Genomic DNA, 17,709 nt, shown 5'->3' with positions numbered 1-17,709 from the left:
AATGCCTATCTGGATGCGTTGGCGGAGCTGCGGCGTGGTGAGGGTCTTCCCGCGACCTCGATCGCCTGGGGCCCCTGGGCCAACGACGGCATGGCCCGTTCCCTCGCGGAGCGCTGGGAGCGGCATGGCCTGCCCGCGATGGCTCCCGAGGCGGCGATCGCCGAGTTGGCGAAGACGGTCAACGACCCGGCGGCGGCCTCGTTGCTCGTAGCCGACGTCGACTGGGACACCCTTGCGCAGGCCAGGGCGGGCGCGCGCTCGTCCTCCCTGTTGAAGGAACTGACCGAGCACGTTTCACGCGAGTTCGCCGAGAGCGGCTCCACCCCGGCCGACGGGTCCCTCCGTCAGCGGATCAGCGGTCTGGCGCCTGCCGAACAGGAGCGGGCCGTCCTGGAATTCGTACGGTCCCATGTGGCTGCCGTGCTCGGGTACAGCCGGCCGGATGCCGTCGATGTCGACCGTGCCTTCAAGGAGCTGGGCTTCGACTCGCTCGCGGCCGTCACCCTGCGCAACCGCATCAACGCCGCCGCGGGGCTGACCCTTTCGAGCACGCTGCTCTTCGATCACCCTACGGCGAGGGACCTGGCGAGGTTCCTGCGTGGCGAGGCACTGGGGCTGCGGTCCGACGCGGGACCGGCCTTGCCCGCAGCCGTGGCCACGGACGACGAGCCGATCGCCATCGTGGCGATGAGCTGCCGCTTCCCCCGCGACATCCGAACCCCCGAAGCGTTGTGGGACCTGCTGGCCGACGGGCGGGAGGTGCTGACCGAGTTCCCCGCGGACCGTGGCTGGGACCTCGGCACGCTCTTCGCCCCGGACCCGGACGAGCAGGGCAAGAGCTACGTCCGGGAGGGTGCCTTCCTCGCGAGGGCCGGTGACTTCGACCCGAAGTTCTTCGGCATCTCGCCGCGCGAGGCGACGGCGATGGACCCGCAGCAGCGGCTGCTGCTGGAGACCTCCTGGGAGGCGTTCGAGCGGGCCGGGATCGACCCCGCCGCGCTGCACGGCAGCCCCACCGGTGTGTTCATCGGCAGCAACGGACAGGACTACGCGACGAGTCTGCGCGAGGCGTCCCCCGAGAACGTCGAAGGACACCTGGTCACCAGCAGCGCCGCCAGTGTGGTTTCCGGCCGTATCTCCTACACCTTCGGCCTGGAGGGCCCGGCGGTCACCGTCGACACCGCGTGCTCCTCCTCGCTGGTCGCCCTGCACCTCGCGGCGCAGGCCCTGCGGCAGGGCGAGTGCACGCTCGCCCTGGCCGGCGGTGTCACCGTGATGTCCACGCCCCAACTCTTCGTGGAGTTCAGCCGTCAGCGCGGCCTGGCCTCCGACGGCCGCTGCAAGGCGTTCGCGGCGGCCGCGGATGGCACGGGCTGGGGCGAGGGTGTCGGTCTGCTCCTGCTGGAGCGGTTGTCGGACGCGCGGCGCAACGGTCACCAGGTGCTGGCGGTCGTGCGCGGCTCCGCCGTCAACCAGGATGGCGCGAGCAACGGTCTGACGGCGCCGAACGGCCCCTCGCAGCAGCGCGTCATCCGCGCGGCTCTCGCGAACGCGCGGCTGTCGGCCGCTGAGGTGGACGCGGTCGAGGCGCACGGTACGGGCACGAAGTTGGGTGACCCGATCGAGGCGCAGGCGCTGTTGGCGACGTACGGCCAGGAGCGTTCGGGCGACGAGCCGTTGTGGCTGGGCTCGATCAAGTCGAACATCGGCCACACCCAGGCCGCGGCCGGTGTCGCGGGCATCATGAAGATGGTGCTGGCGATGCGCCACGGCACCCTGCCGCGCACACTCCACGTCGACGAGCCCTCGCCCCACGTGGACTGGACGGCCGGTGCCGTCGAGCTGCTGACGGACTCGATCGCATGGCCGGAGACCGGTCGGCTCCGCCGGGCGGGAGTGTCGTCCTTCGGTGTCAGCGGCACCAACGCACACGTGATCCTTGAGCAGGCGCCCACGGCCGTTCCCGAAGAGGTGCCGACACCGATCGAGCCGCCGGTGGTGCCGTGGGTGGTGTCCGCCAAGTCCGAGAAGGCGCTGCGGGAGCAGGCGGAACGGCTGCTTACGCACGTGGGGGAGCTGTCGCCTCTCGATGTGGGCTTCTCGCTGGCGACTGCTCGGGGTGTGTTCGAGCACCGAGCCGTGGTCCTGTCGGGACACCGGGAGGGCTTGAGCGCGCTGGCGGACGGGCGTGAGGTGCCCGGTGTGGTGCGGGGTCGTGTCGCGGGGGCGGATGGCCGTGTGGCGTTCGTGTTCCCGGGGCAGGGGTCGCAGTGGGCCGGTATGGCGGCGGAGCTGCTGGATTCCTCGGCGGTGTTCGCGGAGCGTCTGGGAGAGTGTGCGGCGGCGTTGGCGCCGTATGTGGATTGGTCGTTGACCGGTCTGCTGCGTGCGGAGGACGCCGCCTGGCTTGAGCAGGTCGATGTCGTACAACCGGTGTTGTGGGCTGTGATGGTCTCATTGGCGGAGGTGTGGCGTTCGACCGGTGTGGAGCCTGCTGCTGTCATCGGTCACTCGCAAGGTGAGATAGCGGCGGCGTGTGTGGCCGGTGCGCTGTCCTTGGAGGATGCGGCGAAGGTGGTGGCGCTGCGGAGCAAGGCTCTGCGGGCCCTGTCCGGCCGGGGCGGCATGGTGTCCGTATCGCTGGACGTGGCAGCGGTCGAGGAGCGGCTGGACAGCCGACTCGCGGTGGCGGCCGTCAACGGCCCTGCCACGGTCGTGGTCTCGGGCGACAACGACGCTCTCGACGAACTCCTCTCCCGGTGCGAGTCCGACGGTATCCGTGCCCGCCGTATCGCGGTGGATTACGCCTCGCATTGCGCGCATGTGGAGGAGATCGAGGCCGCGTTGTCGCGCGATCTCGCGGGTATCTCTCCGCGTCCGGCCTCGGTGCCGTTCTATTCGACGGTGACGGGGTCGGTGCTGGAGACCAGCGCTCTCGATGCCGCCTACTGGTATCGCAACCTGCGTCAGACCGTGCGCTTCCAGGAAGCCGTCCAGGCCCTCCTGGATGACGGTTTCCGGCTGTTCGTGGAGTCCAGCGCCCATCCGGTCCTGACCATGGGCATCGAGCAGACCGCCGAAGCCCACACCATCACCGCCGTCGGTTCGCTCCGTCGTGACGAGGGTGGTCTGGACCGCTTCCTGACTTCTGTCTCCGAAGCCTTCGTCGGTGGGGCTTCCGTCGACTGGGCCAAGCTCTTCGACGGCACAGGTGCCCGTCGCGTCGACCTCCCCACGTACGCCTTCCAGCACCAGCGCTACTGGATCGAGCCCTCCGCAGCGGCGCAGGGCGACGTCACGTCGGCCGGGCTGTCGGCCGCGGACCACCCCTTCCTGGGTGCCGCGGTCACGCTGCCCGCCTCGGGTGGGGCGCTGCTGACAGGGCGGTTGGCATTGCGGACGCACCCGTGGCTGGGCGAGCACGCGGTGCGGGACCAGGTGATGTTCCCTGCCGCCGCCTTCGTGGAGTTGGCGTTGCGGGCCGGGGACGCGGTCGGGTGCGACCGCGTCGAGGAGCTCACGCTGGAAGCACCGTTGCTGCTGCCCGAACAGGGCGCGGTGCAGGTGCAGTTGACCGTCAGCGGCGCCGACGGAAGTGGTGCGCGCGGTCTCGACGTGTACGCCCGTATCGAGGACGGTACGGACCGGCCCTGGACCCGGCACGCCTCCGGTGTGCTGGTCTCCGCCGCCGACGGCAGCGCGGCGGCCGGCGCGGCGGAGCTGAGCGTGTGGCCGCCTGCGGGGGCGCGAGCGGTCGACCTGTCGGGGTTCTACGAGCGTCTGGCGGACTCCGGCGTCGTGTACGGCCCGGTGTTCCGCGGGTTGCGTGCCGCCTGGCGGCGGGACGACGAGATCTTCGCCGAGGTGGCGCTCCCCGAGGAGGCGCGCGCGGAGGTGAGCCGGTACGGGCTGCACCCCGCCCTGCTCGACACCGCGGTGCAGGCGGGTCTGGGCCCGCTCGACGGTGAGGTCGCCGACGGCATACGGCTGCCCTTCGTGTGGCGCGGCGTGTCCCTGCACGCGACCGGCGCCTCGACGGTGCGCGTGCGGCTGGCGCCGGCCGGTAGCGACGCTGTGTCCGTACTGATCGCCGACCCGACGGGTGTCCCGGTCGCGCGTGCGGACGCGTTGGTGGCCCGCCCAGTGGCGCCGGAGCAGCTGGCGGCGGCCGCCCCCGGCACCGACGCCCGTACGGCCGACGGATCGGGACGTACGGCCGTGACGCGCCGTGCGCTGCCCCAGGCCGCATCGGACGCGGAAGAGAACTCCCTGCGGCAGGACTTGCGGAAGGCGAGCGAGCCGGAGCGGCGGCGCGTGCTGCTGCGGCTGGTGCAGGAACAGGCCGCCGCCGTCCTCGGCGAGGCCACACCCGACGCGGTCGAGCCCGAACTCCCCTTCAAGGAGCTCGGCTTCGACTCGCTCACCGCCGTGGAGCTGCGCAACCGGCTCAACGCCGCCACCGGACACCGGCTGTCGGCCACCCTGGTCTTCGACCACCCGACACCGCTCGCCCTCGCCGAGCACCTGCACGCCGAGCTGCTCGGCCTCCAGGACGAGGCGACCGTGGCCGCCCCGCCCGCCGTCCGGGCCGCGACGGACCAGGAGCCCATCGCCATCGTGGCCATGAGCTGCCGCCTGCCCGGCGGCGTGCGGTCGCCCGAGGACCTGTGGGAGCTGCTGACCGAGGGCCGTGACGCGATCTCCGGGCTTCCCCGGGACCGCGGCTGGGACCTTGACAGGCTGTACGACGCGGACCCAGACAACCCGGGCACGACGTACACCCGGCACGGCGGCTTCGTCGACGACGTGAGCGGCTTCGACCCGGCGTTCTTCGGGATCTCGCCGCGCGAGGCGACGGCGATGGACCCGCAGCAGCGGCTGCTCCTGGAGACCGGCTGGGAGGCGTTCGAGCGCGCGGGCATCGACCCGGCGTCCTTGCGGGGAAGCGAGACCGGTGTCTTCATGGGCGCGGGTTCCCACGGCTACGGCACCGGCCCGCACGACCCGTCGAGCGGCGTCGAGGGCTATCTGGTGACCGGCAACGCGCTCAGCGTCACCTCCGGCCGCCTCGCGTACGTCTTCGGCTTCGAGGGACCGGCCGTGGCCGTGGACACGGCGTGCTCGTCGTCGCTGGTGGCCTTGCACCTGGCCGTGCAGTCGCTGCGGCAGGGCGAGTGCTCGCTGGCCCTCGCCGGCGGCTCCGCGATCATGTCCACGCCGTGGACCTTCGTCGGCTTCAGCCGCCAGCGCGGCCTGGCCCCTGACGGCCGCTGCAAGCCGTTCGCCGCGTCCGCCGACGGATTCGGCCCGGCGGAGGGCGTCGGCGTCCTGTTGCTGGAGCGGCTCTCGGACGCCCGCCGCAACGGGCACCGGGTGCTGGCCGTCGTCCGTGGAACCGCGATCAACCAGGACGGCGCGAGCAACGGTCTGACGGCGCCGAACGGCCCCTCGCAGCAGCGTGTCATCCGCGCGGCGCTGGCGAACGCGCGGCTGTCGGCCGCCGAGGTGGACGCCGTGGAGGCGCACGGCACGGGCACCAAGCTGGGTGACCCGATCGAGGCGCAGGCGCTGTTCGCGACCTACGGCCAGGACCGGCCGGAGGACCAGCCGCTGCTGCTGGGCTCGATCAAGTCGAACATCGGTCACACGCAGGCGGCCGCCGGTGTGGCCGGCGTGATCAAGATGGTGCTCGGCATGCAGCACGGTGTGCTGCCTCGGACCCTGCACCTGGACGAGCCCTCGCCCCACGTCGACTGGTCCGAGGGCTCGGTGCGGCTCCTGGCCGACGACGCGCCCTGGCCGGAGACGGGACGGCCGCGACGGGCGGGCGTCTCCTCGTTCGGCATGAGCGGCACGAACGCCCACGCCGTACTGGAACAGGCACCCCAGGACACCGCGACCGACGAGCGCGATCGGGACGAGAAGCCGCCGGTGGTGGTGCCGTGGGTGGTCTCGGCCCGTTCGGAGAGTGCGCTGGCTGCGCAGGCGGAGCGGTTGCTGGCGCGTGTGGGGGAGTTGTCGCCGCTGGATGTGGGTTTCTCGCTGGCGACTGCTCGGGGTGTGTTCGAGCACCGTGCTGTGGTCCTGTCGGGACATCGGGAGGGCTTGAGCGCGCTGGCGGACGGGCGCGAGGTGCCCGGCGTGGTGCGAGGCGTCGCGGGCTCGCGCGGACAGACGGTCTTTGTGTTCCCGGGGCAGGGTTCGCAGTGGGCCGGTATGGCGGCGGAGCTGCTGGATTCCTCGCCGGTGTTCGCGGAGCGGATCGCGGAGTGCGGGGCGGCGTTGGCGCCGTATGTGGATTGGTCGTTGACCGATCTACTGCGTGGTGACGATGACGCCTGGCTTGAGCAGGTCGATGTCGTACAGCCGGTGTTGTGGGCCGTGATGGTTTCGTTGGCGGAGGTGTGGCGTTCGACCGGTGTGGAGCCTGCTGCTGTCATCGGTCATTCGCAGGGTGAGATTGCGGCGGCGTGTGTTGCGGGCGCGCTGTCCTTGGAGGATGCGGCGAAGGTGGTGGCGCTGCGGAGCAAGGCTCTGCGGGCGCTGTCCGGGCGCGGCGGGATGGTCTCCGTCTCCCTGGACGTGGCAGCGGTCGAGGAGCGCCTGGACGATCGTTTGTCTGTGGCCGCGATCAACGGCCCCGCCACGGTGGTTGTGTCCGGAGACACGGACGCCCTCGATGAACTCCTCGCCGGCTGTGAGGCGGATGGCATCCGTGCGCGTCGTATCGCGGTGGATTACGCCTCGCACTGCGCGCATGTGGAGGAGATCGAGAGCACGTTGTTGCGTGATCTCGCGGGTATCTCCCCGCGTCCGGCCTCCGTGCCGTTCTACTCGACGGTGACCGGTGGCGTGCTGGAGACCGACACACTCGATGCTGCCTACTGGTATCGCAATCTGCGTCAGACTGTGCGCTTCCAGGAAGCCGTCCAGGCTCTCCTGGATGACGGTTTCCGCCTGTTCGTGGAGTCGAGCGCCCACCCGGTTCTGACCATGGGGATCGAGCAGACCGCAGAGACCCACACCATCACGGCCGTCGGTTCGCTCCGTCGTGGCGAGGGTGGTCTGGACCGTTTCCTGACCTCCGTCGCCGAGGCATTCGTGGGCGGGGCTTCCGTCGACTGGGCCAAGCTCTTCGACGGCACAGGTGCCCGTCGCGTCGACCTCCCCACGTACGCCTTCCAGCGCGAGCGTTACTGGCTGGAGCCGGTCCCCGCTGCCGCAGGTGACGTCACGTCGGCAGGACTCTCGGCCGCCGATCACCCGCTCCTCGGAGCCGCGGTCACCCTGCCCGCCTCCGACGGCGTGCTCCTGACAGGGCGGCTGTCGTTGCGTACGCACCCGTGGCTGGCCGATCACGCCGTCGGTGAGACGGTGTTGCTGCCGGGCACGGCGTTCGTGGAGCTCGCGCTGCGGGCCGGGGACGCGGTCGGCAGCGGCCAGGTGGAGGAGCTGACCCTGGAGGCTCCCCTCGTACTGCCCGAAGAGGGCTCGGTCGACGTGCAGTTGGTCGTGGACGGCCCGCAGGGCGACGGGCGGCGGGAACTGAGCGTGTACGCCCGCCGTGCCGACGCGCCCGGCGGATCGTGGACCCGGCACGCTTCCGGCGTGCTCGTCCCCGGAGCCGCGAGGGACGACGTGGCCGAGCTGAGCGCGTGGCCGCCGGCGGGAGCACAGACGGTCGACATCGACGGGCTCTACGAGCGGCTCGCCGCGACCGGCCTGGCGTACGGCCCGGTGTTCCGTGGGCTGCTGGCCGCCTGGCGGCGCGGTGACGAGGTCTTCGCCGAGGTCGCGCTCCCCGAGGAGGCGCGCGGTGAAGCGGGTCTGTACGGGCTGCACCCGGCTCTGCTGGACACGGCGCTGCACGCCTGGCTGACCGGCACCGGCCCGGAGTGCGAGGAAGTCCGGCTGCCGTTCGTGTGGCGTGGTGTGTCCCTGTACGCGACCGGCGCGCCGACGCTGCGCGTGCGGCTGGCGCCGGCCGGTGCCGACGGCATGTCGGTGCTGGTCGCCGACGCCGCGGGGATGCCGGTGGCAGCGGCGGACGCGCTGGTGACCCGGGTGGTCGCGAGCGAGCAGTTCGCGTCCCCGGCCGGGATGAGCGATGTGCTGCACCGGGTGGCGTGGAACGCCGTACCCGACACTTCCGCATCCGCTTCCGGCGGCAGCTGTGCCGTCGTCGGAGCCGACCCCTACGGTCTGCTCGGGGCGCTCAAGACGGCGGAGCGGTCCCCGCAGGAATACCCGGATCTCGCGGCGCTGGAGGAGCATGTGCGCTCCGGTTCTCCCGCACCGGATCTCGTGTTCGTCAGCCTCGCCTCGGAGCCGTCCGAGGACGTCGCCGCAGCGACGAGGGAGGTCACGCACCGGGCACTGGATGTCGTACGGGCGTGGCCGGCGGCGGAGTGCCTCGGCGCGGCCCGGCTGGTGCTGGTGACCCGTGGCGCGGTCGCCGCGGCGTCGGCCGAGGAACTGGAGGACCTTCCCGCGGGTGCCGTGTGGGGGCTGGTCCGGTCGGCGCAGGCCGAGCACCCGGAGCGGTTCGCCCTGGCGGACGTGGACGGTGCCGAGGCTTCGCTGGAGGCCCTGTTCGAGGCCGTGACCACCGGCGAACCGCAGCTGGCCGTGCGCGAGGGACGGACGCTCGTGCCGCGCCTGGCGGGCGGCGCCGCCGACGGGGTGCTGGTGCCCGCGGCCGGCGCCTCGGCATGGCGGCTGGAGGCTTCGGCGGCCGGGACGCTGGAGGGCCTGGCCCTGCTGCCGGCCCCGGACGCCACCCGTGAACTGGGCGAGCACGAGGTGCGGGTGGCGGTGCGCGCCGCCGGGCTGAACTTCCGCGACGTGCTGATCTCCCTGGGGATGTATCCCGACCAGGCGCTGATGGGCGGCGAGGGCGCGGGCGTGGTGGTGGCCACCGGCCCCGGGGTCTCCTCGCTCGCCGTCGGCGACCGGGTGATGGGCATCTGGTCCGGTGGCTTCGGCCCGCTGGTCGTCACCGACCACCGCACGCTGGCGCGGATTCCGGACGACTGGTCGTTCACCGAGGCGGCTTCGGTCCCGGTGGTGTACGTGACCGCGCTGTACGCGCTGCGCGAGCTGGCCCGCGTGCGGTCCGGGGAGTCGCTGCTGGTGCACGCCGCCGCGGGTGGCGTCGGGATGGCGGCGGTGCAGCTCGCCCGCGCGTGGGGTGTCGAGGTGTTCGCCACCGCGAGCCCGGCCAAGTGGGACGTGCTGCGGGCCCTCGGTGTGGACGACGCGCACCTCGCGTCGTCGCGCACGGTGGAGTTCGCGCGGCGGTTCGCCGCCGCCTCGGGCGGCCGTGGAGTGGACGTCGTTCTCAACTCCCTCGCGGGGGAGTTCATCGACGCCTCGCTGGGACTGCTCGGTGAGGGCGGGCGCTTCGTCGAGATGGGCAAGACGGACCTCCGGGACGCCGCCGACGTGACGGCGGCGCACCCCGGGGTGACCTACCGGGCCTTCGACCTCGGTGAGGCGGGCCCGGAGCGGATCGGCGCGATGCTGGCCGAGATCCTCGCGCTCTTCGCGCGCGGCGAGCTGCGCCTGCCGCCCACGCGCGTATGGGACGTGCGCAGGGCCCCGGAGGCGTTCCGCTTCATGAGCCAGGCGCGCCATGTGGGCAAGCTGGTGCTGAGCGTTCCAGCCGCCCTCGACCCGGACGGCACCGTACTGATCACGGGCGCCGGAGGCGTGCTCGGCGGCCTGGTCGCGCGGCACCTCGTCGCTGAACACGGCGTGCGCAACCTGCTGCTGGTCAGCCGGCGCGGACCCGCCGCCGACGGCATGCCGGAACTCCAGGCGGAGCTGGCGGCCTCGGGCGCGGCGGTGCGCGTCGCCGCCTGCGACGTCGCCGACCGCGACGCGCTCGCGCGGTTGCTGTCCGAACTGCCCGACAGGCACGGCCTGACGGGTGTGGTCCACGCCGCGGGTGTCCTGGACGACGCGACCCTCGCGTCCCTGACCCCGGAGCGCGTCGACACGGTGCTCCGCGCGAAGGCGGACGCGGCGTGGAACCTGCACGAGCTCACGCACCGCTCCGATCTCGCGCTGTTCGCGCTCTTCTCCTCGACCGCGGGCGTCATCGGCTCCGCGGGCCAGGCGAACTACGCGGCGGCCAACACCTTCCTGGACGCCCTGGCACAGCACCGGCGCGCCCGGGGCCTGCCCGCGGTGTCCCTCGCCTGGGGCCTGTGGGCCGAACGCACCGGCATGACCGGCCACTTGAACCAGGCGGACCTGGCCCGCATGACGCGCGGCGGCCTGGTGCCTTTCTCCTCCGAGGAGGGCCTGGCGCTCTTCGACGCGGCAGGCGGCCTGGCCGAGGGCCTGGTGGTGCCCGCGCGGCTGGACACCGGCGCGCTGGCCGACCGGGCCGCGGACGCCGTCACCCCGCTGCCCGCCGTGCTGCGCGGCCTCGTACGGCGGCCGACGGTGACGCGACGGGCCGTGACCCGGGAACCCGAGCGGTCCGAGGAGCAGTCGCTGTCGCGGCGCCTGTCGGGGCTCGCCCCGGCGGAGCGACGGCGGACGCTGCTGCGGCTGGTCCAGGACCACGCCGCCACGGTCCTCGGCCACGGATCGCCGACCGCCGTCGTGGCCGACCGGGGCTTCCTGGAACTCGGCTTCGACTCGCTCACCGCCGTGGAGCTCCGGAACCGGCTCAACGCGGCCACCGGGCTGCGCCTCCCGGCCACCCTGATCTTCGACTACCCGACCCCCGAGGCACTCGCCGGACTCGTCGAGGAGGAGATCGCGCCCGCGCCGGGGGAGGCGGCCGGGGGAGCCGGGCTCGGCACCGAGATCGACAAGCTGGAGGCCGTACTCCGCGACGCCGGCGCGGACCCGGACGCCACCACACGCGAGATGGTCACCGCCAGGCTCAAGGACCTGCTGTCCACCGTCTCCGCGTGGGACGTGACAGGCGACGGCACGGCGGCCGACGCTCCCACCGCGGTCACCGAGCACCTGGAGACAGCGGAGGCCGACGAGCTCTTCGCCTTCATCGACCAGGAATTCGGCACGTCGGAGGAGTTCGGATCCGCTTGATCTCCCTCATGAACGACCCGCACCACCACACCACCCATGCCCCGTCGAACGCCCAGCTTCCCGAGCTCGTGAGGTCCTGATGTCGGAACAAGAAAAGCTCCTCGGCTACCTTCGGCGGGTCACGGCTGATCTGCATCAGACCCGCGGCCGCCTCCAGGAGATGGAGGCGGCGGCCCGCGAGCCGATCGCGATCGTCGGCATGAGCTGCCGCTTCCCCGGGGAGGTGCGCGGCCCCGAGGACTTCTGGGAGCTGCTGCACGAGGGCAGGGACGCCATCACGCCCTTCCCCGCCGACCGCGGCTGGGACACCGACTCCCTCTACGCCGCCGACCCCGACCGGCCGGGCACCACCTACGCCCGCGAAGGCGGCTTCCTCCACGACGCCGGCGACTTCGACGCCGGCTTCTTCGGCATCTCCCCGCGCGAGGCGGCGGCCATGGACCCCCAGCAGCGCCTGCTGCTGGAGACGTCCTGGGAGGCCGTCGAGCGCGCGGGCATCGACCCGGCCTCCCTCAAGGGCAGCCGGTCCGGCGTCTTCGTCGGCGCCGTCGCACCCGACTACGGGCCGCGCGTCCACGAAGCGCCAGACGGCGTCGAGGGCCACCTCGTGACCGGCAGCGCCATCAGCGTCGTGTCCGGCCGCGTCGCCTACACCCTGGGCCTGGAGGGCCCGGCGGTCACCGTCGACACCGCGTGCTCCTCCTCGCTCGTGGCCCTGCACCTGGCCGTGCAGGCCCTGCGCCAGGGCGAGTGCACGCTCGCCCTCGCGGGCGGCGTCACCGTCATGGCCACCCCCGGCACCTTCATCGGCTTCAGCCGCCAGCGCGGGCTCGCCCCCGACGGCCGCTGCAAGCCCTTCGCGGCCGCGGCGGACGGCTTCGGTCCCGCCGAGGGCGCCGGCATGCTCCTGCTGGAGCGCCTGTCCGACGCCCGCCGCAACGGACACCGCGTCCTCGCCGTCGTCCGCGGCACGGCCATCAACCAGGACGGCGCGAGCAGCGGCCTGTCCGCCCCCAACGGCCCGTCCCAGCAGCGCGTCATCCGCGCGGCCCTGGCCAACGCCGGCCTCACGGCCGCCCAGGTCGACGCTGTGGAGGCACACGGCACGGGCACCAAGCTCGGCGACCCGATCGAGGCCCAGGCGCTGCTGGCGACATACGGCCGCGAACGCACCGGCGACAAGCCCCTGTTGCTCGGCTCCGTGAAGTCCAACATCGGGCACACCCAGGCCGCGGCCGGTGTCGCGGGCATCATGAAGATGGTGCTGGCGATGCAGCACGGCGTGCTGCCACGCACCCTGCACATCGACGCGCCGTCCCCCCACGTGGACTGGTCGGCCGACTCCGTCCGGCTGCTCACCGAGCCCACCGTCTGGTCCGAGGGCGAGGAGCCCCGCCGGGCGGGCGTCTCCTCCTTCGGCATCAGCGGCACGAACGCCCACGCCATCATCGAGCAGGCACCGGCCCCGCAGGCCGACGCCCCGGAGGCCGGCGACGAGACCACGTCCGGTCCGGCGACGACCACCCTGCCGACGGTGCCGTGGGTGCTGTCGGCCAAGTCCGCGACGGCGCTGCGCGCCCAGGCCGAACGACTCCTGGCGCACGCCGAGGCCCACCCCGAGGCACCCGCCACGGACACCGGCCTGTCCCTCGCCGCCACGCGTACCGCTTTCGATCACCGCGCGGTCGTCCTGGCCGCCGACCGCGCGGCAGCCGTGCGGGAGCTGGAGGCGTACGCCGCGGGACGACCCGCACAGGGCCTCGTCGAAGGCGTCGTCCGGCGTGGCACCGGGGTCGCCTTCGTGTTCCCGGGGCAGGGGTCGCAGTGGGCCGGTATGGCGGCCGAACTGCTGGATTCCTCGGCGGTGTTCGCGGAGCGTCTGGGAGAGTGTGCGGCGGCGTTGGCGCCGTATGTGGATTGGTCGTTGACCGGTCTGCTGCGTGGTGACGATGACGCCTGGCTTGAGCAGGTCGATGTCGTACAGCCGGTGCTCTGGGCCGTGATGGTTTCGTTGGCGGAGGTGTGGCGTTCGACCGGTGTGGAGCCGGCCGCTGTCATCGGTCATTCACAGGGCGAGATCGCGGCGGCTTGTGTGGCCGGTGCGCTGTCCGTGGAAGACGCGGCGAAGGTGGTGGCGCTGCGGAGCAAGGCTCTGCGGGCACTCTCCGGGCGCGGCGGGATGGTCTCCGTCTCCCTGGACGTGGCAGCGGTCGAGCAGCGGCTGTCGAAGTGGCAGGGCCGGCTGGCCGTAGCAGCGATCAACGGCCCGGCCGTGGTGGTCGTCTCCGGTGACGCCGACGCGCTGGAGGAGCTGCTCGCCGGTTGTGAGGCGGACGGTATCCGCGCGCGTCGCGTCGCGGTGGATTACGCCTCGCACTGCGCGCACGTGGAGGAGATCGAAGCCGCGCTGCTGCGCGACCTCGCGGGTATCTCCCCGCGTCCGGCCTCGGTGCCGTTCTACTCGACGGTGATCGGTGGCGTGCTGGAGACCAGCACCCTGGACGCGGGCTACTGGTACCGCAACCTGCGCCAGACCGTGCGCTTCCAGGAAGCCGTCCAGGCGCTCCTGGACGACGGATTCCGCCTGTTCGTGGAGTCCAGCGCCCACCCCGTCCTGACCATGGGCGTGGAGCAGACCGCCGAAGCCCACAACACCACCGTCACCGCCGTCGGTTCGCTGCGCCGCGACGAGGGCGGCCTGGAACGCTTCCTCACCTCCGCGGCCGAAGCCTTCGTCGGCGGTGCCTCCGTCGACTGGGCCAAGCTCTTCGACGGCACGGGAGCCGGGCACGTCGACCTGCCGACGTACGCCTTCCAGCACCAGCGCTACTGGCTGACCAGCACGAAGGCGGGGCAGAGCACCAAGGCGGCCGTCGGCGACGGTTCGGACGCGGTCTTCTGGGAAGCCGTCGAGCACGAGGACCGCGAGGCGCTGGTCGCCACGCTGCGTGTCGACTCGGCGGAGCAGCAGGAGTCGTTGGACGCCGTCCTGCCCGCGCTCGCGCAGTGGCGCCGGCAGCGGCGCTCCGAGTCGGCCGTGGACGCTTGGCGCTACCGGGTGGTGTGGCGTCCCACCGGCGGAGCGACGAAGCCCTCCCTGTCGGGCACGTGGCTCGTCGTGGTGCCGGGCTCGCGGAGCGACGACCCGCTGGTGGTGGGCGTACAGCAGGCACTCCGGGCGTACGGCGCCCACGTCGTGACCCTCGCATCGGACGGGACGGACCGCGCCACGACCGCGGCACGCCTGCGCGAGTTCACGACCGACGGCCTCTCCGGCGTCCTGTCGCTGCTCGCCCTGGACGAGACCCCGCACCCGGAGCACCCCTTCACCACGACCGGCCTCGTGGGAACCCTCACCCTCATCCAGGCGCTGGGCGACCTCGCGGCCCGGGTGCCGCTGTGGTGCGCCACGCGGGGCGCGGTGTCGACCGGTGACGGCGACCCGCTGATCAGTGCGGCGCAGGCGGCGGTGTGGGGCATGGGCCGGGTCGCCGGGGTGGAATACCCCGACACCTGGGGCGGTCTGGTCGACCTGCCGGAGCAGCTGGACGGCCGGGCCCGGACGCGGCTCGCCGGTGTGCTGGCCGGCACCACCGTCGAGGACCAGGTGGCCATCCGCGGCTCCGGCGTCATGCTGCGCCGACTGGAGCCGGCCCCGCTCGGCGAGGCCCGCCCCCTGCGCACCTGGAAGCCCCGCGGCACCGTTCTCATCACCGGCGGTACGGGAGCCCTCGGCACCCATCTGGCTCGATGGCTGGCCCGCAACGGAGCCGAGCACCTCGTCCTGACCAGCCGTCGCGGACCCGCGGCGCCCGGCGCCGAGGCCCTCGTCGCCGAGCTGGACGAGCAGGGCACCCGGGTCACGGTCACCGCCTGCGACGTCGCCGACCGCGACGCGCTGGCGCGCGTACTCGACGCCGTACCCGAGGACTGCCCCCTCACCGCCGTCATCCACGCCGCCGCCTACATCGACCTGGCCGGGCTGGCCGACACGACGACGGCGGACTTCGCCGACGTCATGAACGCGAAGACCGCGGGAGCGGCACACCTCGACGCCCTGCTGCGCGACACACCGCTCGACGCGTTCGTGCTCTTCTCGTCCGTCTCCGCCGTCTGGGGCGTCGGCGACCACGCCGCGTACGCCGCGGCCAACGCCTACCTGGACGCGCTCGCCCAGCAGCGGCGCGCGGACGGCCTGTCGGCCACCTCCGTGGCCTGGGGCGTGTGGGACGCGGTCGGCGACAACATCCCCGAGGGCCTGGACCTGGACCAACTGCGCCGCCGCGGGCTGCGCTTCATGGACCCGGACCTCGGCATCGCCGCGCTGCGACAGACGCTCGACCACGACCAGACGCACCTGGCGATCGCCGACATCGACTGGGAGAGCTTCATCCCCGTCTTCACCTCGGCTCGCCCCAGCCCCCTGCTCGAAGAACTGCCCGAGGCCCTCGGCATCGAGCGGCAGAGCGCCGACAGCACGCCGGACACCTCGGACGCGGGAACCGACACAGCCTCGCGGCTGCGGCAGCGGCTCGCCGCGCTGACCCCCGGCGAGCGCGGCCACGCCGTCCTCGACCTCGTCCACGAGCAGGTGGCGGCCGTCCTCGGGCACGACACCCAGGACGCGGTCGACTCCGAACGCGCCTTCAGGGACCTCGGCTTCGACTCGCTGACAGCGGTGGAGCTCCGCAACCGGCTGAACGCGGCAACCGGCCTGCGGCTGCCCGCCACTCTGGTCTTCGACTACCCCAGCAGCGCCGTGCTGAGCGACCACATCCAGGCGCAGCTCCTCGGGGCGCCGGCCGGCACAGTGGTGGCCGACGTGACCACGGAGGCCGCCACCGCGGTGTCCGACGAGGACCCCATCGCGATCGTCGCGATGAGCTGCCGCTACCCGGGCGGCGTGACATCGCCCGAGGAACTGTGGCAGCTGATCATGTCCGACGGGGACGCCATCGGCGGGCTGCCCACCGACCGCGGCTGGGACCTCGACGGCATCTACGACCCGGACCCGGACGCCCCGGGCAAGACCTACGTGCGGGAAGGCGGATTCCTCTACGACGCGGGCGAGTTCGATCCCGCGTTCTTCGGGATCTCGCCGCGCGAGGCCGCGGCCATGGACCCGCAGCAGCGCCTGCTGCTGGAGACCTCCTGGGAGGCGCTCGAGCGCGCCGGCCTGCCCGCGCCGTCCCTGCGCGGCAGCCGGACCGGTGTCTTCATCGGCTCCAACTACCAGGAGTACGGCCCGCGCGTGCACGAGGCGCCGGAGGGCTCCGAGGGCCACCTGATGACCGGCAGCGCGGCGAGCGTCGTGTCCGGCCGCGTCGCCTACTCCTTCGGGTTCGAGGGCCCCGCGGTGACGGTGGACACGGCGTGCTCGTCGTCGCTGGTGGCCTTGCACCTGGCCGTGCAGTCGCTGCGGCAGGGCGAGTGCTCGCTGGCCCTCGCCGGCGGCGTCGCCGTCATGCCGAACCCCGGCGCGCTCATCGGCTTCAGCCGCCAGCGGGGCCTGGCCCTGGACGGCCGTTGCAAGGCGTTCGCGGCGGCCGCGGACGGCATGGGCCTCGCCGAGGGCATCGGCGTGCTGCTGCTGGAGCGGCTGTCGGACGCGCGGCGCAACGGCCATCAGGTGCTGGCGGTGGTCCGCGGCTCCGCGGTGAACCAGGACGGCGCGAGCAACGGTCTGACGGCGCCGAATGGTCCGTCGCAGCAGCGGGTGATCCGCGCGGCGTTGGCGAGTGCGGGGTTGTCGGCTGCTGAGGTGGACGCGGTCGAGGCGCATGGTACGGGCACGAAGTTGGGTGACCCGATCGAGGCGCAGGCGCTGCTCGCGACGTACGGCCAGGACCGGCCCGAGGACCAGCCGCTGTTGCTGGGCTCGGTGAAGTCCAACATCGGGCACACCCAGGCGGCCGCCGGTGTCGCCGGGATCATGAAGATGGTGCTGGCGATGCGCCACGGCACCCTGCCGCGCACGCTGCACGTGGACGAGCCGTCGCCGCACGTCGACTGGTCGGAGGGCGCCGTCGAACTGCTCACCGAGGCCGCGCCGTGGCCCGAGAGCGGTCGGGTGCGTCGAGCGGGTGTGTCGTCGTTCGGCATCAGCGGGACGAACGCGCATGTGATCCTGGAGCAGGCGCAGGAGGAGACCGCGATTGCCGAGGAGGCCGGCCAGCTGCCGGTACCGGTGCTGCCGTGGGTGGTGTCGGCCAGGTCCGAGGCTGCGTTGCGTGCGCAGGCGGAGCGGCTGTTGTCGTTGACGCGGGATGAGACCGTGGCGCCTGTCGATGTGGCGTTCTCGCTGGCCACGACCCGTACGGCGTTTGAGCATCGTGCGGTGGTGTTGGCCGGTGAGGCGCAGTCTTTCGCCGCTGGTTTGGGTGCGGTGGTCTCGGGTGAGCCTGCTGCTGGTGTGGTCCGGGGTGTCTCGGGTCCGGGGAAGCTGGCGTTGGTGTTCTCGGGTCAGGGCAGCCAGCGGGCTGGGATGGGGCGGGAGCTGTATGAAGCCTTCCCTGTGTTCGCCGAGGCTTTTGATGAGGTGTGTGCGGCGTTCGACTTGGAACAACCCCTGCGTGAGGTCGTGTTCGAGGGTGGCGACGCTCTCGACGAGACGGTGTTCACGCAGTGTGGTCTGTTCGCTCT

General features: G+C 72.6%; 2 protein-coding genes and 1 pseudogene. All 3 read left to right on the top strand.

Annotated elements, in window-relative coordinates; translation table 11 throughout:
- Nucleotides 1-90: 90 nt before the first annotated feature.
- Nucleotides 91-3,567 (top strand): annotated as a pseudogene (locus ACH427_RS32055) (beta-ketoacyl synthase N-terminal-like domain-containing protein); the annotation flags it as partial.
- A complete protein-coding gene (locus ACH427_RS32050; protein WP_398875300.1) occupies nucleotides 3,559-11,067 on the top strand; it encodes an SDR family NAD(P)-dependent oxidoreductase in 7,509 nt (2,502 codons plus the stop codon). The pseudogene ACH427_RS32055 and the gene ACH427_RS32050, both read left to right, overlap by 9 nt.
- Nucleotides 11,068-11,146: 79 nt before the next feature.
- The coding region (locus tag ACH427_RS32045; protein ID WP_398875298.1) for a type I polyketide synthase at nucleotides 11,147-17,709 on the top strand (6,563 nt) is incomplete at its 3' end.

This window comes from Streptomyces sp. NPDC020379, assembly GCF_044387105.1.
Classification (GTDB): domain Bacteria; phylum Actinomycetota; class Actinomycetes; order Streptomycetales; family Streptomycetaceae; genus Streptomyces.
The sequence above is the reverse complement of the archived record's forward strand: the minus strand, read 5'-3'. Positions and strand labels throughout refer to the sequence as shown.